The sequence below is a fragment of the Bradyrhizobium sp. WYCCWR 12699 genome (assembly GCF_032144035.1).
Taxonomy (GTDB): Bacteria; Pseudomonadota; Alphaproteobacteria; order Rhizobiales; family Xanthobacteraceae; genus Bradyrhizobium.
Map to the genome: position 1 here is coordinate 449,597 of NZ_JAVTJN010000036.1, position 18,900 is coordinate 468,496.

Consider the following 18,900-nt stretch of genomic DNA (forward strand, 5'->3'; position numbering starts at 1 on the left):
GCCCAACGAGCGTGACAAGGCCGATTGCCGGAATCGAAGCGAATCTTGTTGGTCTCACAGCCGCCTCTCCGAAGAATGCAAACACAGCCTAGCTCCACGCGCCGGGACCGACTTGAGCAAGATCAACAGAGGCCTTCCGCGGACGGCAAGCAGTCTTCCGAAGCGGCTGGCCCGCTTGAGACAGATCAACTCTCCAATCCGCTGGTGCGCTAAGCGAAACCTGCAATCGAGCAGCGCTTCGCTCGCCGGTAAATCCAGGGCTTTCCTCATGCGAGTCAGTCGCGGAAATCTCCCTCTGGCGTGTCCTGGGCGCGCACTTGCTCGCATGATGCTTGCTCTTGCATTGAGCTTGTTATCCTCGGCATCCATGGCGCAGGATGAACTGAAGCTGAGCGATGCGCAGGCGCGCAATCTCGGCGTCCGCGTGACCCATCCGGTCGCGAGCCGCACCGATCTGACGCTGCCCTACCCGGTCCAGATCGTGATCCCCACCCAGCAATTGTGGGTCGTCAGTGCGCCGGTGGCCGGCATGGTCGCCAACCTCCTGGTCGGGCGCGGTGACCGCGCCACGGCCGGCCAGCCGCTGGTCACGCTGGAGAGTCCGAGCTTCGTCTCCCAGCAACGCGACTATTTGCATGCGATCGCGCAGGAGCACCTCGCCAGCCAGCAGCTCAAGCGCAACGTCGATCTGTTCGAGGGCAAGGCCGTGCCGCAACGCGTGCTGGAGGCCAGCCAGGCCGAAGAGCGCCAGGCCGCTCTCGTCGTCGCCGAGCGGCGCCAGATGCTGCGCCTGAGCGGGATGTCCGACGAAGCCATCTCTCACTTGTCCCAGGAAGCGGCGATCAGCGGCACGCTCACGGTCAACGCGCCGCAAACCGCTTCCGTGGTCGAGGTCGCGGTGTCGCCAGGGCAGCGGCTCGAACAATCCGCGCCGCTCGTCAAGCTGGCGCGGCTCTCGCCGCTATGGGCGGAGATCGCGGTTCCTGCCGCCAATATTCGAACGATCCGCACCGGGGCGAAAGTCGAGATCGAGGGCTATTCCGTCCCCGGCAAGGTCGTGCTGGTGTCCGAGACCATCGACGCTGCCACCCAGACCATTCTGGTGCGCGCCGAAGTCCCCAACGACGGCGAGCTGCATCCCGGCCAGACCACCGCCGCCCGCATCGGCTTTCTCTCCGCCGGCGAAAGCGCCTTCGAGATTCCCTATAGCGGGCTGGTCCGGCGGGGCGAGCAGACCTCGGTCTTCGTCGCCATCGACGGCGGCTTCCGCCTGGTCCCGGTGAAGCTGCTTGCGGAAGACCAGGACCACGTCGTGGTGTCGGGCCCCATCACGGACCGGGACGCGATCGCGATCGGCGGCATCTCGGCGCTTCGCGGCATTCTCTCGGGCCTGGGGCAGTAGATGCTCCGGCGCCTGGTTGCGTTCGCGTTGTCGCAGCGGCTGTTCGTCATGCTGAGCGTGTTGCTGGTGATCGGCGCCGGCGCTGTCCTCCTGCCCGGCCTGCCGATCGACGCCTTTCCTGATGTCTCGCCGGTTCAGGTGAAGATCATCATGAAGGCGCCGGGTCTCACTCCCGAAGAGGTCGAGCAGCGCATCACCGTCCCCGTCGAGCTCGAGCTGCTGGGATTGCCGAACAAGAAGGTGCTTCGCTCGACCACGAAATATGCGCTTGCCGACATCACCGTCGATTTCGAGGACGGCACCGACATCTACTGGGCGCGCAACCAGGTCTCGGAGCGCCTGTCGAACGTCGCGCGCGATTTCCCCGACGGGGTCAGCGGCGGTCTTGCGCCGATCACCAGCCCCCTCGGCGAGATGTTCATGTTCACGATCGACGGTGCCGAGCTTTCGCTCGCCGAGCGCCGGACCCTGCTCGATTGGGTGATCCGCCCCGCACTGCGGACGGTGCCCGGCGTTGCGGACGTCAACGCGCTCGGCGGCTATGTCCGAGCCTTCGAGATCGTGCCACGCAACGACGCGCTGGCCGCGCGCGGTATTTCCTACGACCTGTTTCGCCGGGCCATCGAAGCCAACAGCCGCAACGATGGTGCCGGGCGGGTGAACCAGGGTGAGGACAGCGCGCTGGTTCGGATCGAAGGCAGCATCCGTTCGATCGAGGACATCAAGGCCATCGTCGTCGACACCCGCGACGGCGTGCCGATCCTGGTCAACGACGTCGCGACGGTCAAAGTCGGGACGCTGACGCGCTATGGCGCCGTCACGGCGGACGGCCGCGGGGAAACTGTCGAGGGCCTGGTCCTCGGCCTGCGCGGGGCCAATGCGGGCCAGCTCATCCGCGACGTGCGCGCCCGGCTCGCCGAGCTGCAGCCCTCATTGCCGAAGAGCGTGTCGATCAACGTGTTCTATGACCGCAGCCGCCTGGTCAACCGCGCCGTCGGCACCGTGGTGCGGGCCCTCGGCGAGGCCACAATCCTCGTCATCGTTCTTCTGCTGCTCTTCCTCGGCAACTGGCGCGCTTCGCTGGTGATCGCGCTCAGCCTGCCGCTCGCCATCGTGATGGCGTTGATCGTCATGCGCCTGGTGGGAATGTCGGCCAATTTGATGAGCCTCGGCGGCCTTGCGATCGCGATCGGCATGCTGATCGACGCGTTGGTCGTCGTCGTCGAGAACATCGTCGGCAATCTCGGCAAGCAGGAGCCGGACAAGTCTGCGCCGCTGATCCATTTGGTCTACCGTTCGGTGTGCGAAGTGCTCGAGCCGGTCGCCTCCGGCGTGCTGATCATCATCATCGTGTTCGTTCCCCTGCTGACGCTGCAGGGGTTGGAAGGCAAGCTGTTCATCCCGGTCGCGCTGGCCATCATTTTCGCGCTGGCCGCCTCGCTGCTGCTGGCGCTCACATGGATCCCGGTTGCGACGTCTTTCGTGCTCAAGTCCGCATCGCATCACGATCCCCTGCTGGTGCGGGCGGCCCAACGGGTCTACGCGCCGGCATTGGACTGGGCCCTGCGCAACGAACGCAAAGTGATAGCGGCAGCGCTGATCGCCCTGGTCGCGGCGGGCTTCGCCTACACCAAGCTCGGCAAGACGTTCATGCCGACGATGGACGAAGGTGACGTCATCGTCAGCGTGGAGACGCTTCCCTCGGTCAACCTCGACGAGTCGCTTGCCATGAATGCAAGGCTGCAGACCGCGCTGCTGGCCGTGCCTGATATCGCCGGGATCGTCGCCCGGACCGGATCGGACGAGCTCGGCCTCGATCCCATGGGCCCCAACCAGACCGACACGTTCCTGGTGCTCAAGCCGGCCACTGAGCGCACAACCGACAATCGCGAGGCCCTGCTGCAGAAGCTTCGCGAGGTTCTGGCCGGATTTCCCGGCATTTCGCTGAGCTTCACCCAGCCCATCGACATGCGCGTGCAGGAGATGATCAGCGGCGTGCGCGGCGACGTCGCGGTCAAGATCTTCGGCCCCGACATCGCGAAGCTGAACGAAACCGCGGCAAAGCTTTCGGCGATCCTCTCCAGCATCGACGGTGCCGAGGACGTCTACACCACGCTGAACGAAGGCGCTCAATATTACACGGTCGCGGTCAATCGCATGGAGGCCGGCCGCCTCGGCCTGACCGTGGATTCCATCGTCAACTCGCTGCGGACCCAGATCGAGGGCCGGACGATCGGCACCGCGCTCGAGGAAGGACGCCGCACGCCGATCCTGGTCCGGGGTAGCGAGACGACAAGGGAAGCGCCGACATTGCTGGCGAGCCTGCCGCTGACGCTCGCGTCCGGACAGCATGTCGCGCTGTCACAGGTCGCCCGCATCCAGCGCGTCGACGGCCCGGTGAAGATCGACCGCGAGGACGGCGCCCGCATGAGCGTGGTGCGCGCCAACATCCGCGGCCGTGACATGGTCGGCTTCGTCGAAGCGGCTCGTCAGAAGGTGGCGACCGACCTCCCGCTTCCGAACGGCTACCGGTTGACCTGGGGCGGACAGTTCGAGAACCAGCAGCGCGCCGCCGCGCGCCTGTCCGTCGTGGTGCCCGTCGCGGTCGGGCTGATCTTCGTGCTGCTGTTCACAACGTTCGGTGCCATCCGCCAGGCCTTGCTGGTGCTGGTCAACATTCCCTTTGCGCTGATCGGCGGCGTCTTCGCGCTGGTGGTGACGGGTGAGTATCTGTCGGTGCCGGCCTCGGTCGGATTCATCGCGCTGCTCGGCATCGCCGTGCTCAACGGCGTCGTCCTGGTCTCCTACTTCAACCAGCTCCGCGCCCACGGCCTTCCCGAAGATCGCATCGTCGTCGAAGGCGCCCTGCGCAGGCTGCGGCCCGTGCTGATGACCGCGAGCATCACGGCGCTGGGCCTGATCCCGCTGCTGTTCGCTTCCGGTCCTGGATCCGAAGTGCAGCGGCCGCTCGCCGTGGTCGTGATCGGAGGATTGCTGTCCTCCACCCTGCTGACCCTGATTCTCCTGCCGATCCTGTATCGCCGCTATGGCGGGACGTCGAAGGTGGCGAAATGATCGACCAGCCCGCCTGTCTCACGCTGATCGTGCCTCACCAGCTCCGCGACGAGATGTTCGACTTTCTCACTGAACAGAGCGACCTGGTTTCGGGATTCACCGCGTCACAAGGCTCGGGTCACGGCACGGAGGTCCGTTTGCATACGGCCGCGGAACGCGTGAAGGGCCATGCCGACCAGACAATCGTGCAAGTGGTGCTGCCGGGGAAAGATGCCAGCCGCCTGCTCGACCGCGTGCGGGTTTCGTTCGCTGGAACCAAGCTGGTCTACTGGACCACGCTCGTGACGGAACGCGGCACGATCGAGTAATCCGGCCTATTCGGCCGACGCCCGCGCGTGCCGCTCGGACGATTCCAGGGCGGCGGCAGTCAGCTTGCGCCGGCGCCAGATGGTGCCGACCACCAGCACGACGACGACGCCGAGTGCGGCGCAGAAATATTCGCCGCCGGCCCCGCCATGGCCGAACTGCGGCGGGATGCGCAAGGCGCCGAGCATGCTGTCGAGCGAGGCGCCGAACGGACCGTCGAACAGCGTGTGCAGCTTCGGCGCGACGCCGGGATCGGTCGCGATCACCTCACCCGCGATCCAGCCGAGCAGCGCCGCACCGGCCCAGACCAGCACCGGCAGCTTTTCGAGCAGCGCCATAATCAGCGCCGCGCCGGCGACGATCAGCGGCACGCTGATGGCAAGGCCGAGAATCAGGAGCGGCACGCTGCCATTGGCGGCGGCGGCCACCGCAATGACGTTGTCGAGCGACATGACGATGTCGGCGACCACGACGATCTGCACGGCCTGCCACAGATGCGAGGCGGCATCGACGTCGTCTTCGTCCTCGTGTTCCGGCACCAAGAGCTTGGCCGCGATCACGATCAGGGCGAGGCCGCCGATCAGCTTGAGATACGGCAGCTCCATCAGGGTTGCGACGATGCCGGTGAAGATGATCCGCAGCATCACGGCTGCGCCGGCACCGAAGATCATGCCCCACAGCCGGTGTCGCGGCGAGAGGCCGCGGCACGCGAGCGCTATCACCAGCGCGTTGTCGCCGGACAAAAGGATGTTGATCCAGATGATCTTGCCGACCGCAATCCAGAAGGTCGGCTCGGCCATCTCGTTGCGAAACTGGGTGAAGAATGCCCCGATCGTTGCGGGATCGAAGATCTGCCAGAGCCAGTTCACAATACGTCCTTTCGCCCCGTCGTATTAACTTGGCGGCTGATCGATCAGCCGACGATCTCGTTGCCCGAGAAGAACTGCGCGATCTCGATCGCGGCGGTCTCCGGGGCATCCGAGCCGTGGGCGGAATTCTCGCCGATCGACTTCGCGTAGAGCTTGCGGATGGTGCCCTCCGCGGCCTTGGACGGATCGGTCGCGCCCATCGCGTCGCGATACCTGGCGACGGCATTCTCGCCTTCCAGCACCTGGACGACGACCGGACCCGAGGTCATGAACTCGACGAGCTCGCCGAAGAACGGCCGCGCCTTGTGGACGGCATAGAAGGTCTCGGCCTGCTCCTTGGTCATGCGGATGCGCTTCTGCGCGACGATGCGCAGGCCCGCCTTTTCGATCACGGCGTTGACGGCGCCGGTCAGGTTACGCGCGGTCGCGTCGGGCTTGATGATCGAGAAAGTGCGTTCGATGGCCATAATCTTGTCCTTGGAAGAAAACCGGTGGTTGGCGGGTTGCGGGGCTTATATCGGCGCCTTTGCCATCCGGCAAGCGACCGCCGGTATGACGCCACAGGCGCTTCGCCGCAGGACCGTGACCGACCTGGATTACGACAATTTCACCCAGATGAACCCAATCTGAAGGCTCTGTCAGGATTTGGTTCAGCCTCGCCGGCGTAGGGTTGGTCCATCGAAACCGAAGCCTGACCATCAGGCGGACCGTTTCGGCGGCCTTTCCATCGACGCGGATTGCCCCCGCGCCGGCAGTTCTGAGGAGATCACCATGTTGAGGAAACTTTCGCTTGCCGCTGTCGCTGCGGTTGCGCTCGGTGCCGCGCTGGCGCCGACCTCGGCCTCCGCTCACTGGCATGGCGGCGGACCGGGCTGGCATGGCGGTGGCGGCTGGCACGGCGGCTACCGCTGGGGCGGCCCGCGGTTCTATGCCCCCGTCTCCTACGGCTATGGCGGCTGCTATGTGCGCCGGCTGGTCCCAACCCCCTGGGGACCCCGCTGGCGGCTGATTAACCGCTGCTACTGAGCCCGACAGCACCTTTCTGAAGACCGACAGGTATCTGCGCCCCCACAGGTACCTTCCAAGAGGAGCCCCGGCGATCCCCCCGCCGGGGCTCCGCATTTTGGACGGATACGGCGGAATTCCTACAATTTTGACGAGAATGGCAGCCATCCCCTGGGAATCGCGAAACCATTTTGGGGGCCAATGACTTGGTACCGTGTCGATACTTTGAGAACACGGAACCTGCGTGATGGCTGGCCTTCTTGCCAATGACAGCGAACAAATCGACCGGCGCACCACCCGCTCGATTTGCGATGCGGTGGGCGAACGGCTCCAGCAGAGCCTCCGCCCCGAAACCCGGCTCCCGACACATCTCGAGCAGCTCCTCAACGAGCTGGAACGGCGCGAACGCGACCCCCATTAGGCTGCGGGCGGCAGTTGCAGAAACGGGTTGCGTTTGATGCCGGCTGCGGTGACAAGGCCGCATGCTGTCCATTACCGACCTCTCCATCCGCCTCGCCGGACGTCTTCTGATTGACCAGAGTTCCGTGCAGATCACGCCGGGATCCCGCGTCGGTCTGGTCGGACGCAACGGCACCGGCAAGTCGACGCTGTTCAAGGTGATCCGCGGCGAGCTCGCGGCCGAGCACGGCTCCGTGATCTTGCCGCCGCGCTGGAGCGTCGGCAGCCTCGCCCAGGAAGCCCCGAACGGGCCCGAAAGCCTGATCTCGGTCGTGCTCAAGGCCGATCTGGAACGCGACGCGCTCCTCACGGAAGCCGAGAGCGCAACCGATCCGCACCGGATCGCCGAGATCCAGACCCGCCTCGTCGACATCGACGCGCATTCGGCGCCGAGCCGCGCCGCCGCGATCCTCTCGGGCCTCGGCTTCTCCGCCGCCGACCAGCTCCGCCCCTGCGCCGAATTCTCCGGCGGCTGGCGCATGCGCGTCGCGCTCGCCGCCACACTGTTCGCGGCGCCCGACCTGTTGCTGCTCGACGAGCCCACCAACTATCTCGATCTCGAGGGAACGCTGTGGCTGGAGGATCATCTCGCGCATTATCCGCGCACCGTGATCGTGATCAGCCACGACCGCGACCTCCTGGAAAGCTCGGTCGACCAGATCCTGCACCTGGAGCGCGGCAAGCTCACGCTGTACAAGGGCAGCTATTCCTCCTTCGAGGAGCAGCGCGCCGCGCGCGAGCTGCTCGATGCCAAGGCCGTCAAGCGCCAGGAGGCTGAACGGGCGCGCCTGCAGGCCTTCGTCGACCGCTTCAAGGCCAAGGCCTCGAAAGCCCGACAAGCACAGTCTCGCGTGAAGATGCTGGAGCGGCTGAAGCCGATCACGGCGCTGGTCACCGAGGACGTGCGCGAGATCAGCTTTCCCGCCCCCGAGAAAATCCTGTCGCCGCCGATCATCGCGGTCGACAACGCCTCGGTCGGCTACGATCCCACGGCGCCCGTGCTCAATCGCGTCACCTTGCGCATCGACAATGACGACCGCATCGCGCTGCTGGGCGCCAACGGCAACGGCAAGTCGACGCTGGTCAAGCTGCTGGCCGGACGCCTTGCGCCGTTCTCCGGCAAGGTGACTCGCGCGGACAAGCTCTCGATCGCCTATTTCGCGCAGCACCAGCTCGACGAACTGAACGAGGACGCCTCGACCTACGACCACGTCCGCAAGCTGATGGGAAGCGAGGCGCCGGAGGCCAAGGTGCGCGCGCGCGCCGGCGCGATCGGCTTCTCCGGCAAGGCCGCCGACACCAAGGCCGGCAAATTGTCGGGCGGCGAGAAGGCACGGCTGCTGCTGGGCCTTGCGACCTTCTTCGGCCCCAACATGATCATCCTTGACGAGCCGACCAACCATCTCGACATCGACAGCCGTGGCGCGCTTGCCGAAGCCATCAACGAATTTCCCGGCGCGGTGATCATGGTCTCGCACGACCGCTATCTGATCGAGGCCTGCGCCGATCGGCTCTGGATCGTCGCCGATCGCACCGTGACCAATTACGACGGCGATCTCGACGAATATCGCCGCCTGGTGCTGTCGACGCGCAACGGCGAGCCTGCCCCGCGCGAGCGCAGCGCGTCAGCCGAGAAGCCGCAGCGCGCAAGGTCGGACAATCGCGGCTCGCTGAAAAAGCGCATCGCGGAAGCTGAAGCCGAGATCGCCCGCGTCAGCGAAATCATCACCAAGATCGACACGGCGCTGGCCCTGCCCGACATCTTCACGCGCGACCCCAAGCAGGCCGCGCAGTTGTCAAAGGCACGCGCCAACGCCGCCGATGCGCTGGCACGGGCGGAAGAGCAGTGGCTGGAGGCGAGCACGCAGTTCGACGAGGCGGCGGGGTAGCCGCCTCGCCCGCGAGGCCTCAAATCAAAAACCTGCAAAACAACCCCATGCACAGTAGAGGCAATTAGACACCTCTCACTTAGTCATTGAAGGGTATGCCTTTTGTGGGCTCGGTCGGAGCGCCCGGTTGTGCGATGCCGGCGCAATTGCTGGCCGGCTTTCGCCCTGCCAGCACCTCCCTGAAGAACGCCAGCGCATCCGGGAAGGCGGCATTCACGCCGCCATTGTGGGTCATGCCCGGATAGGTCTTCCAGACCGCGTCATTGCCGGCCGAACACAGGGCGACAACGGCCGCATATTGCCGGAGCGGCGGCAGCACGGAATCGGCAAGTCCGGTCCCAAGCAAGACGGGCACCGGCAGACGCACGGGCTTCATGTCGGTCGGAGGCGGAAAGCTCGCCTCGATCTTGGTCAGCGGCTCGACATAGGCATTGTCGACGGTGACGCCGTCCTTCTGCGCAATGGCACGCATCTCGCCCGTGCAGCTCTTGCGCGCGGCCTGCAGCACGAGGGCTCCCTTCTCCGTTACCAGCTTGTCGACGGATGCCCCATCCGGAAGCGAGCCGCCTAGCATCATCAGCGTGAGATAGATTGGCGAGCCGATCTTGAACGGCTCCGCGGGCTTGTGCGGGCCATCCGGAAAGCTCGACACCAGACCTGTGGCGACGGTGGCGAGCAGCGGCACGTCGGGGGCATAGCTCGGCGCGACGGTCGTCGCGCCCAACGCGGCGCCCGAGCCCTGCGACTGCCCGGAGATGAAGACTTTCGGCGCGAGCTTGTCGGCATGCGCGGCACGCGCCGCACGGACGGCATCGAGCACGGAGCGCCCTTCGGCGGCCCAGATGAGATAGGGGTGCGGTCCGGGTCCGCCGAGCCCCTGATAGTCCGTCGCCACCACGGCGAAGCCGCTCTCCAGCCATCGCTCGATATAAGTGGCATCGCGCGGCTTGTGCCCGGTCCAAGACGGCGCGCAACTGTCCGCGACGCCCAGCGTGCCGTGCGCCCAGGCCACCAGCGGCCAACCGCCCGCCGGCGGCTCTCCGGCCGGCAGATAAAGCGTTCCGCTCACGGGGACGATGCCGGCGTGCCAGCGCAGGTCCGTCGAGCTGTAGAGAATGCGCCTCGCCAGCGCGGCCTTCGTGATCTCCGGCTGCGCCGGCAGCGCCTCCTCGCGGAGCATCACGCCGGGGCCGGACGGAAGTGCCTCCGTCCAGCGATAGAAGGGCGACAGATCCTGATCGCCCCATTGCGGGCCGACAGGCAATGTGGCGCTTCCCGCATCCGCCTGCGAGATTCCGAGCGCTGCAACGATGACCAACGCGATCGCTGATTTCAATGTCACTCCTCCGGCCTCAGTCCGCATATTGCCCGGCGGCCTTGATGATCGGCGCCCAGCGGTCGATTTCACTCACCAGCATCGCGCCGAGCGCCTCCGGCGTCGCCTTGTCTTTCGGGGCAGGCTCGGTGTTGATGTCGTTGAGCCGGGCGATCATCGTGGGATCCTGGAGTGCGGCCTGGAGCGCCGCCGTCAGCTTCTGAATGATCGCCGGCGGCGTGCCCTTCGGCGCATAGAGGCCGTGCCAGACGCCGAGTTCAAAGCCCTTGAGGCCTGCCTCGTCCGCTGTCGGCAGATCGGGCAAGCTCTTCAACCGCTCCTTGGTCGTCACCGCATAGGCTTTGACCTGCTTGGCCGAGATCGGCCCGGTGGTGTTCGTCGCCTGGTCGCAGGTGAGATCGATCTGCCTGCCGAGCAGATCGTTCATGATCGGGCCGTTGCCCTTGTACGGCACCGTGGTGAGCTGCTTCTGGATCGCCGTCATGAACAGCATGCCACACAGATGCGACGCCGCACCGAGCCCGGCATTGGCATAGGTCAGCTTGTCGCCCTGCTGCTGGGCGTAGGCGACCAGGTCCTTGAGCGTGTCGGCCGGGAAATCCGGACGCGCGATGATGGTCATCGGCGCGTTGGTCACGAGCCCGATCGGTGCAAAGGCCGTTTTGGTGTCGTAGGTGAGGTTGCGATAGAGCGTCGCTGCAGTCGAGATGCCGACGTGATGCATCAGCAGCGTATAGCCGTCGGGCTGAGCGCGCGCGGCGCGGGTCGAGCCGATGATGCCGCCGGCGCCGGTCGCGTTCTCGACGATGACCTGCTGGCCCAGCGACTTCGCCATGCCCGCGGCCGTCAGGCGGGCGATGGTGTCGGTAGGCCCGCCGGCGGCGAACGGCACCAGCATGGTGATGGGCCTCGTCGGATAGTCCTGGGCGAAGGCCGCGCCCAACGGCAAGAGCAGAGCCGACACGAGGGCAATGAACCGCATAATTTCCTCCAGATTGTTATTGGCGCCATCAAAGCGGATTCCTGGCCGCACGGCCATCAGGAAAGCGACTTCATCAGGAGGGTTGCGATCACGATCATGATTGCGCCGCCGACGCGGGTCGCAATCTGTGCGAAGGCCATCAGGCCCATGCGATCCGCCGCGCCGAGGATGGCGACGTCGCCGGTTCCGCCGAGACCGGAATGGCACGCGGTCACGATCGCCGCCTCGACCGGATACATGTTCAGCCACTTGCTGACGAAGAAGCCCGACGCGATCATCGCCAGCACCGTGGTCGTGCAGATCATGATGTAGCCCGGATTGAACGAGGCAACGAGTTGCTGCCATGAGACCAGCAAGGTCCCCATCGCCACCAGGATCGCAAACGTCAGGTTGGTCGACATCAACTTGTTGATCTGATAGGCGCCGAGCTCCATCTCGGCCGGGAGTAACCTCGTCAGCTTCAACGCCACTGCGGCGATGATCATCATGATGGGGCCCGGGATGCCGGTGAACGGCGCCAGGACCATGCCCAGCACGAACAGGCCGCATGACAGCACCATGCCGGCGCCGAGCAGCCCGAGATCGATCGGCCGGTCAGGCCGCACCTCGCCGAGGATGTCGCCGTCTCCGGTCTTCACCAGCATGCCGTTGCCGTTGAGCTCGCGGCGCGTCTCGCCGAGCCGCGCCAGCAGGCCGGCGCTGACGATGGCGACGACGTTGCCGAGCAGCGCCGCCGGCACCATCTGCGCCACCAGCTCGGCCTGCGGCCGGTGCAGCATTTCCGAATAGGCAATCGACAGCGGCAGCACGCCCTCGGCAAGGCCGCCGCCGACAATGGGAATGATGACGAAGAAGAACGTGTCCTTCGGGCTGTGGCCGAACAGAAGTCCGACCGCGATGCCCGCGGAGACGGCCGCGATCGTGCCGACAAGGAGCGGAACGAACATGCGGATGAAGCCCTGGACCAGGACCCGGTAGGGCATGCCGAGGATCGAGCCCGCGACGAGGCAGGCGATGAAGAAATATTGAAAATTGGCGGTGCGGAACGTCGTCGCGATCGCCTTCAGCGCAACCTCCGGCATCAGGCCGTAGCTCACCAGGGCCGAGGGCACGAATAGGCAGAGGATCGCCGTGCCGCCGATCTTGTTCAGAATGGGAATCGTCTGTCCGAGCTTGCCCAGGAGGAAGCCGAGCAGCATCAGGACCAGAAGGCCGCCGATCACGTCGTTCGGCAGCTTGCCGGAATAGACGGCAGCGGCACAGACGAGCGCGGCCGCGAGGTAGATGCCGAGCGGCAAGGGGCCGATCTTGAGGCCGGCAAGCTTCGTCGCAGAAGCGGTCTCCGGCGCTTCAGCCGCGCGATAAGTCGTGTCTACCAAGGGTCCCTCCGCTGTTTATCGTTCTTCGTGGCGCGGGGTCGAGCCGCGCCCGGCGCGTGCAGTCTCAGGCAATCCAGGGATTCTCCGCGCGATGCCGCGTCTCGAAGGCGCGGATGTCGTCGGCGAAGACGAGCGTGGAGGCGATGAAATCGCGGCCGGTCAGGAAGGCCTCCTTCCTGTCCGGCTCGATATCGAATGCGATGGCGCGGTGGCCGCGGTCGAAGCGGATCGTCTGCGCGGCGAGATCGATGGTGAGGTCATTGCGCGCATCGTCCGCCACGACGGTGGCAAGCTCGGAGACGACAGCGGGATCAAGCGAGATCGTCAGCAGGCCGTTGTTGGCGCAATTGTCGTTGAAGATTCCTGCGAAGGTGGTGCCGATCAGCGCGCGGATGCCGAGTTGCTGGAGTCCCCAAACGGCGTGCTCGCGGCTCGAGCCGCAGCCGAAATTCGGGCTCACCACGAGGAAGCTGGCGTCGCGATAGCCGTCCTGGTTCAGGATGAAGTCCGGATTGGGCTTGCCGTCGCTGAACCGCAGCAGGTTGAAAGTCCCCTCGCCGAGGCCACTGCGGTCCACGCCCTTGAGGAACATCTTCGGCATGATCACGTCGGTGTCGACGTTCGGCGCCAGCATCGGCGCCGCGACGCCCGTGACCTGATGGAACGGCGTCATTGGCGTGATCCCTCCAGAAGCGAACGCACATCGGTGATGCGTCCGGTGACGGCAGCGGCCGCCACCATCGCCGGGCTCATCAGGTGCGTGCGCGCGCCCGGGCCCTGGCGGCCTTCGAAATTGCGGTTGGTCGATGACGCGCAGCGCTCGCCCGGCTTCAGCACGTCATCGTTCATCGCAAGGCACATCGAGCAGCCCGACTGCCGCCATTCGACGCCGGCATCCGTGAACACCCTGGCGAGGCCTTCGGCCTCGGCCTGCGCCCTGACCTGGGTCGAGCCCGGCACCACGATGGCCCGCACACCGTCCGCGACGCGGCGGCCGCGAAAGATTGCGGCGGCATCGCGCAGATCCTCGATCCGCGAATTGGTGCAGGAGCCGATGAAGGCGAAGTCGATCGGAACGGATTGAATGGGCAGTCCGGGCGCAAGGCCCATATAGCTCAGCGCGCGCAGCGCGGCCGCCTTGCGGTCGGGCGCCGCCTGCCCTGCCGGGTCGGGGATGCTCTCCGTGACGGCGATCGCCTGGTCGGGGCTGGTGCCCCAGGTCACCAATGGCGCGACCTCGGACACGTCGAGCGCGATCTCGCGGTCGAACCGGGCGCCGGGATCCGAAGCCAATGCAAGCCAGCTCCGGGCGGCGCGCTCCCACATCTCGCCCTTTGGGGAACGTGGACGGCCCTGCAGATAATCCAGCACCTTCTGGTCCGGCGCGATCACGACACCGCGCGCGCCCGCCTCGACGATCATGATCGACATCACGATCCGGCCCTCGACACTCATGTCGGAGACGACGGGACCGCCGAACTCCACGGCATATCCGGTCGCACCGTCGGCACCGATCCGCCGGATCACCTCCATGACGACGTCCTTCGGTGTGACGCCGAGCGAGAGCCTCCCGGTCAGATCGATGCGCATCGTCTTGAGCCGGCGGTAGCGCACCGTGGAGGTCGCGAGATAGTGCTCGATGTCGGACGTGCCGATGCCGTAGCCGAGCGCACCGAACGCGCCATAGGCCGTGCTGTGACTGTCGCCGGCCGCGATCACCATGCCGGGCATGACCAGCCCCTGCTCCGGTGCGACGACATGCTCGATGCCCTGCCGGGGATCGAGGATGTCGAAATATTCGATGCCGAAATCCCGGGCGTTGTCGGCAAAATAGTCGACCTGCCGCGCCGCCGCGCCGTCCGGCATCGCGCGGGTGCGCCGGGCGGCCGTCGGGTTGACGTGGTCGACCACCATCAACGCCGCCCCGGGATTCCAGACCTTGCGTCCGGCCGCGCGCAAGCCCGCGAAGGCTTGCGGACTGGTGTATTCGTTGAGCACGGTGCGGTCGACGTAAAGCAGCACGAGCCCGGACTCATCGAGATTGCGGATGACGTGGGCGTCGACCAGTTTGTCGTACAGCGTGCGCGCTGCCATCGCGCTGTCCTCCGGAAAAACTCTTGTCCCGACCGTGCCGCCCGCCGCACTGGAAATCCAATGTCGTGTTCTGATATCGTTATGCAGATCATGCATAAGCAATGCAGGGATGTCGGGAGGCTGCGGTGGAGATCAACTGGCTGCACGATTTCATCGCGGTTGCGACCACGCGCAGCTTTTCGCGGGCGGCCGAGCAACGCAATTGCTCACAGCCGGCGCTGAGCCGCAGAATCCAGGCGCTCGAGGTCTGGACCGGCGCACCTCTGCTGGAGCGCACCACGCACAGCGTCAATCTCACGCCGGCTGGCGAAGGGTTTCGCGACATCGCCGAGGACGTCCTGCGCCGGCTCGCCGCCGGCCGGCTCGATGCACAGGAGCGGGCCCGCGGCGCGTCCGACGTGCTGAAATTTGCCTCGACCAACGCGCTGTCGCTGACCTTCTTCCCGGATTGGCTGCGCGGCATCGAGACCGAGCTGTCGTTCGTGCCGAACGTGCAGCTCGTCGCCAACCACATGGAGGCCTGCGAACGGATCCTGCTGGCCGGCGATGCGCATTTCCTGCTCTGCCATTACCATCCGGCGGCAGCCACGGCGCTGACGCCGTCGCATTTCCGCTCGCTTCACGTCGGCAACGACAGGCTCATCCCTGCATCGGTGCCGCTTTCAGGCCGGAGCCGCAAGCCGCGTTTCAAGCTGCCGGGCTCGGCAGCCGCGCCGGTCCCATTCCTGAGCTTCCGTCCTGAATCGGGCATGGGGCGAATCCTCGAAGCGGTGCGCGCGACATCGCGGCAGGATGTCCATCTACGCCCGACCTTCACCTCGCATCTTGCAAAGCTATTGGTGACGATGGTGCAGAACGGTCGCGGCATGGCTTGGCTGCCCGAAAGCCTGATCAGCGATCAGCTCGCCTCCGGCGAGATCGTCGCAGCAGGCGGCGAGGAATGGCACGTGCCGATCGAGATCCACGTGTTCCGGCCGAAGCTGCGGCTGGCCAAGGCCGCCGAGGCGTTTTGGAGTCACATCGAGAAGAACGGCGCTCGGACTTAGGGATGACAGCGGTGCGAACGTGCAGACGGCCGCGTTTATTCGCGCGGCATCGGAAGCACGAATAATTGCTTACGCGTGCTTCTTCTTCGGCTTGGCCGCCCTCGGCACCGGCTGCGGCTCGGGATTGCCCTCGATCGAGGACAGGCGGCCGGCCGTGAAGGTATAGATGCCCGCGCGCGGGCCGGTGGTCCAGGTGACGACGGCGACGCGGCGGCCGGCGGCATCGTTGGAGAGGTTGACGTTCGAGGGCGCGCCGATGCCGCGCACCACGTCGCATTCGGTGTGGCCGAGCGCAACCGTGCCGCCCATCGGCGACGGCGCCGTCGTCGATGCGTTGGCGTCGGCCGGCCCGGGCGGCGGCGTCATGCCGGCACAGGCCCCGTCGGCACTGACGAGATCCTCAGCTCCGACCGGCTTGTCGGGGGTCAGCGGCGGCGACTCGATCGAGATGTTCTTGATGAAGATGCGGCCCGGTTTCTGGAACCATTCCGCGTCTTTCGACAACAGGTCGGTCCCGCTCGAACAGCCCGCGACCAGCGGTGCTATTGCGGCCAACGCAACTATGAGCGACCTGGGAAGCTTTTGATGTCGCACGATAAACCAAATTCCCCGCGTGAAGGACCAGCCCTAAGCGATTGTCCCAACATCACTTTGCGGCACGAAGGTGACAAAAGCCAGCATCGCCCGAAAAGTCCAAATTATCATTAATTGCCAAGGACGATTGCCAAGGATGATTGCAAAGGATGATCGCCAAGGACGCTAATTCCGACGCTGCCACCGGCCCCGTTCGTCGGCCTGCCAATAGGTGACATCAAATCCCTTCGCCTTGCAATCCGTCCAGGCACTGCGGGCGAGCGCCAGCGCATCCGGATCATCACCGTTGAACAGCAGCACCATGCGCGCATAGCCCTGCGCGTCCTCCGGGAGGGCCGCATTGTCGACCAGGAAGCGGACATGGGCGCCGTTGGGATTGCCCTCCTCGATCGCCAGCACGATCGGCTGATCGGCGGCATCGTTCACGCGCCATGTCGCGTGCGGCAGGAAGGAATCGTCGCGATAGGTCCATAAATGGGCGTCGAGCGCGTCGGCCCGTTCCTCCGAGGTCGACTGCACCACGACGCGCCAGCCGCGCTCGAGCGATTTCTCGAGAAGCGGCGGCAAGACGTTCTCCACCGTCATGTTTTGCAGATGGTAGAACAGCACTTCCGTCATCGCGAGGTCACTTGCGCTCGTAGTGATCGGCGACCAGGCGGTCGAGCAGACGGACGCCGTAGCCCGCGCCCCAGCTGTGGTTGATGTCGGTCTTCGGCGCGCCCATGGCGGTGCCTGCGATGTCGAGATGGGCCCAGGGTGTGCCGTCGACGAAGCGCTGCAGAAACTGCGCCGCGGTGATCGATCCGCCATGACGGCCGCCGGTGTTCTTCATGTCGGCGAACTGGGAATCGATCAGCTTGTCGTATTCGGCACCGAGCGGCATGCGCCAGACCTTTTCCCCGCTCTCGGTGCCGGCCGCCAGCAGGCGTTCGGCAAGCTCGTCATTGTTGGAGAACATGCCGGCATGCTCGGTGCCGAGCGCGACCACGATCGCGCCCGTCAGCGTCGCCAGATCCACCATGAATTTCGGCTTCACCTTCTTGGCGACGTACCAGAGTACGTCCGCCAGCACGAGGCGACCCTCCGCGTCGGTGTTGATGATCTCGATGGTCTGGCCCGACATCGAGGTGACGATATCGCCCGGCCGCTGCGCATTGCCGTCGGGCATGTTCTCGACGAGACCGATGGCGCCGACCACGTTGGCTTTGGCTTTGCGCGCCGCCAGCGCGTGCATCAGGCCGACGACGCAGGCTGCGCCCCCCATGTCGCCCTTCATGTCCTCCATGCTGCCGGCCGGCTTGATCGAGATGCCGCCAGTGTCGAAGCAAACGCCCTTGCCGATGAAGCTGACCGGCGCCTCGCCCTTCTTGCCGCCGTCCCAGCGCATGATCACGGTCCGGCTCGGTCGCGCCGAGCCCTGGCCGACGCCGAGCAGCGCGCCCATGCCGAGCTTCTGCATCGCCTTGACGTCGAGCACCTCGACCTTGACGCCGAGCTTCCGGAGCTGACTGGCGCGGCGCGCGAATTCTTCGGGGAAGAGCACGTTCGGCGGCTCGTTGACGAGGTCGCGCGCGATGATCACGCCGTCGACGACGTGGCCGGCCGCGACAAACGCCTTCTTCGCGGCAGCGGCATCGCCGACCGCAAGCGAGATGTCGGCGCGCGGGGGCCCCTCCTCGCCGTCCTTCTTCTTGGTCTTGTAGCGGTCGAACTTGTAGGCGCGCAGGCGCAGGCCCGAGGCGATCGCAACCGCCTGCTCGCTTCCCATCGCACCATCGGGCAGTTCCGCCATGATGGTCATGGCGGCGCTTCCTGCGGGAAGCTTGCTCGCCGCCACACCACCAAATTTGAGGAAATCGTTCGCCTTCAGGCCGGCCGCCTTGCCGGCGCCGATCACGATCAGGCGAGTGGCCTTCACCCCTTCCGGCGCCAGGACGTCCAGCGCCGCCCCGCTCTTACCCTTGAAGGCGGCAGCGGCGGCCGCGCGCTTCACGAGGTCGACGGCGCCGCCCAGCGCCTTGGCCGTCGCGGGGCCGACCTTCAGATTGTCGTCGCAGAACACGACCAGGATGCCACGGGCGGCTGATGACAGCGGGACGAAGCCGACCTTGATGGCATCGGACATGGGTAACTCCTTCAAAATTCTTGGTCTTTTTGCCGTTCACGGGTCCTGGCGGGGCGACGGACCTGAACGACGATTCAGTGAGCCTTGCGCACTATGGGCCAGCGGCCCGGCAGATGCCAGGCACCCCCGTGGCCGGCAGGCCACAACGAGGGAAATATTAACCATATATTGAGGGTGCCACGGGGCAGCCATTTTGTTGACGGATCAAAGGGATGGTAGTGAGAGAGTAAGCTGGCGGAAGAGGCGCTGGCCAACCTTGGGGATCCCCTGCTCGGGGATTGGTTGGACCGGCGGGATTTCGGCCGACATTGGGGACTTGGTGGGATTCGTGCGGTAGCG

18 protein-coding genes are annotated in these 18,900 nt (G+C 65.7%); 8 read left to right on the forward strand and 10 right to left on the reverse strand.

All coding sequences use genetic code 11. The features are described 5' to 3' along the window. Nucleotides 1-367 precede the first annotated feature (367 nt). From RPS27_RS27000 to RPS27_RS27010, 3 genes are read left to right on the forward strand one after another with little or no spacing between them, the layout of a single operon-like run. Nucleotides 368-1,402 carry an efflux RND transporter periplasmic adaptor subunit gene (locus tag RPS27_RS27000; RefSeq protein WP_409517572.1) on the forward strand — a complete coding sequence of 345 codons (1,035 nt, stop codon included), beginning with the start codon at nucleotides 368-370 and terminating at the stop codon, nucleotides 1,400-1,402. After that, nucleotides 1,403-4,477, forward strand: coding sequence for an efflux RND transporter permease subunit (locus RPS27_RS27005; RefSeq protein ID WP_212066132.1), 3,075 nt, complete (start codon nucleotides 1,403-1,405; stop codon nucleotides 4,475-4,477). It begins immediately after the preceding gene. Next, on the forward strand, nucleotides 4,474-4,785 hold the full coding sequence (locus tag RPS27_RS27010; protein ID WP_212066130.1) for a DUF3240 family protein: 312 nt from the start codon (nucleotides 4,474-4,476) through the stop codon (nucleotides 4,783-4,785). The genes RPS27_RS27005 and RPS27_RS27010 overlap by 4 nt, the downstream gene beginning before the upstream one ends. Nucleotides 4,786-4,791: 6 nt before the next feature. Here RPS27_RS27010 and RPS27_RS27015 read toward each other — a convergent pair whose 3' ends face one another. Together RPS27_RS27015 and ndk are read right to left on the reverse strand one after the other, a co-directional pair. Then, the gene (locus RPS27_RS27015; RefSeq protein WP_212066128.1) at nucleotides 4,792-5,652 is read right to left on the reverse strand and encodes a TerC family protein; all 861 of its coding nucleotides are present in this window, start codon (nucleotides 5,650-5,652) and stop codon (nucleotides 4,792-4,794) included. 44 nt (nucleotides 5,653-5,696) lie between these two features. After that, complete coding sequence (gene ndk / locus RPS27_RS27020) at nucleotides 5,697-6,119, reverse strand: nucleoside-diphosphate kinase (protein WP_194402436.1); 423 nt, start codon at nucleotides 6,117-6,119, stop codon at nucleotides 5,697-5,699. Here ndk and RPS27_RS27025 point away from each other — a divergent pair. From RPS27_RS27025 to RPS27_RS27040, 4 genes are all read left to right on the forward strand, one after another. Further along, nucleotides 6,112-6,282, forward strand: coding sequence for a hypothetical protein (locus RPS27_RS27025; RefSeq protein ID WP_211417349.1), 171 nt, complete (start codon nucleotides 6,112-6,114; stop codon nucleotides 6,280-6,282). The two genes, ndk and RPS27_RS27025, sit on opposite strands and share 8 nt — an antisense overlap. A gap of 141 nt (nucleotides 6,283-6,423) precedes the next feature. After that, on the forward strand, nucleotides 6,424-6,678 hold the full coding sequence (locus tag RPS27_RS27030; RefSeq protein ID WP_135165369.1) for a sulfur globule protein precursor: 255 nt from the start codon (nucleotides 6,424-6,426) through the stop codon (nucleotides 6,676-6,678). Between the two features lie 226 nt (nucleotides 6,679-6,904). After that, on the forward strand, nucleotides 6,905-7,078 hold the full coding sequence (locus RPS27_RS27035) for a hypothetical protein (RefSeq protein ID WP_194402438.1): 174 nt from the start codon (nucleotides 6,905-6,907) through the stop codon (nucleotides 7,076-7,078). 61 nt (nucleotides 7,079-7,139) lie between these two features. Then, nucleotides 7,140-9,005, forward strand: coding sequence for an ABC-F family ATP-binding cassette domain-containing protein (locus RPS27_RS27040; RefSeq protein ID WP_212066126.1), 1,866 nt, complete (start codon nucleotides 7,140-7,142; stop codon nucleotides 9,003-9,005). 79 nt (nucleotides 9,006-9,084) lie between these two features. On the opposite strand, the gene RPS27_RS27045 is transcribed toward RPS27_RS27040, so the two are convergent. The 5 genes from RPS27_RS27045 to leuC form a co-directional block, all read right to left on the reverse strand. Then, nucleotides 9,085-10,341, reverse strand: a complete 1,257-nt coding sequence (locus RPS27_RS27045) for a lipase family protein (RefSeq protein WP_249131658.1) — start codon at nucleotides 10,339-10,341, stop codon at nucleotides 9,085-9,087. 16 nt (nucleotides 10,342-10,357) lie between these two features. Continuing rightward, nucleotides 10,358-11,323 (reverse strand): tripartite tricarboxylate transporter substrate-binding protein, encoded by a 966-nt coding sequence (locus tag RPS27_RS27050; protein WP_211417352.1) that lies wholly within the window; start codon nucleotides 11,321-11,323, stop codon nucleotides 10,358-10,360. A gap of 56 nt (nucleotides 11,324-11,379) precedes the next feature. Continuing rightward, the gene (locus RPS27_RS27055) at nucleotides 11,380-12,702 is read right to left on the reverse strand and encodes a 2-hydroxycarboxylate transporter family protein (RefSeq protein WP_212066122.1); all 1,323 of its coding nucleotides are present in this window, start codon (nucleotides 12,700-12,702) and stop codon (nucleotides 11,380-11,382) included. Between the two features lie 64 nt (nucleotides 12,703-12,766). Further along, nucleotides 12,767-13,375 carry a 3-isopropylmalate dehydratase small subunit gene (leuD, locus tag RPS27_RS27060; protein ID WP_212066120.1) on the reverse strand — a complete coding sequence of 203 codons (609 nt, stop codon included), beginning with the start codon at nucleotides 13,373-13,375 and terminating at the stop codon, nucleotides 12,767-12,769. Next, nucleotides 13,372-14,796, reverse strand: coding sequence for a 3-isopropylmalate dehydratase large subunit (leuC, locus tag RPS27_RS27065; protein WP_212066118.1), 1,425 nt, complete (start codon nucleotides 14,794-14,796; stop codon nucleotides 13,372-13,374). The genes leuD and leuC overlap by 4 nt, the downstream gene beginning before the upstream one ends. Before the next feature lie 125 nt (nucleotides 14,797-14,921). Here leuC and RPS27_RS27070 point away from each other — a divergent pair, with 125 nt between their 5' ends. Then, on the forward strand, nucleotides 14,922-15,842 hold the full coding sequence (locus RPS27_RS27070; RefSeq protein ID WP_211417356.1) for a LysR family transcriptional regulator: 921 nt from the start codon (nucleotides 14,922-14,924) through the stop codon (nucleotides 15,840-15,842). A 69-nt stretch (nucleotides 15,843-15,911) separates the two neighbouring features. Here the strand turns inward: RPS27_RS27070 and RPS27_RS27075 are convergent, their stop codons facing one another. The 3 genes from RPS27_RS27075 to RPS27_RS27085 all read right to left on the reverse strand — a co-directional run bounded on the left by RPS27_RS27075 (nucleotide 15,912) and on the right by RPS27_RS27085 (nucleotide 18,561). Then, complete coding sequence (locus tag RPS27_RS27075) at nucleotides 15,912-16,397, reverse strand: hypothetical protein (RefSeq protein WP_194402445.1); 486 nt, start codon at nucleotides 16,395-16,397, stop codon at nucleotides 15,912-15,914. A gap of 204 nt (nucleotides 16,398-16,601) precedes the next feature. Continuing rightward, nucleotides 16,602-17,054, reverse strand: coding sequence for a DNA polymerase III subunit chi (locus RPS27_RS27080; protein ID WP_211417357.1), 453 nt, complete (start codon nucleotides 17,052-17,054; stop codon nucleotides 16,602-16,604). 7 nt (nucleotides 17,055-17,061) lie between these two features. Then, nucleotides 17,062-18,561: a leucyl aminopeptidase gene (locus RPS27_RS27085; RefSeq protein WP_211417358.1), complete on the reverse strand. Its 1,500-nt coding sequence runs from the start codon at nucleotides 18,559-18,561 to the stop codon at nucleotides 17,062-17,064. Nucleotides 18,562-18,900: the final 339 nt, after the last annotated feature.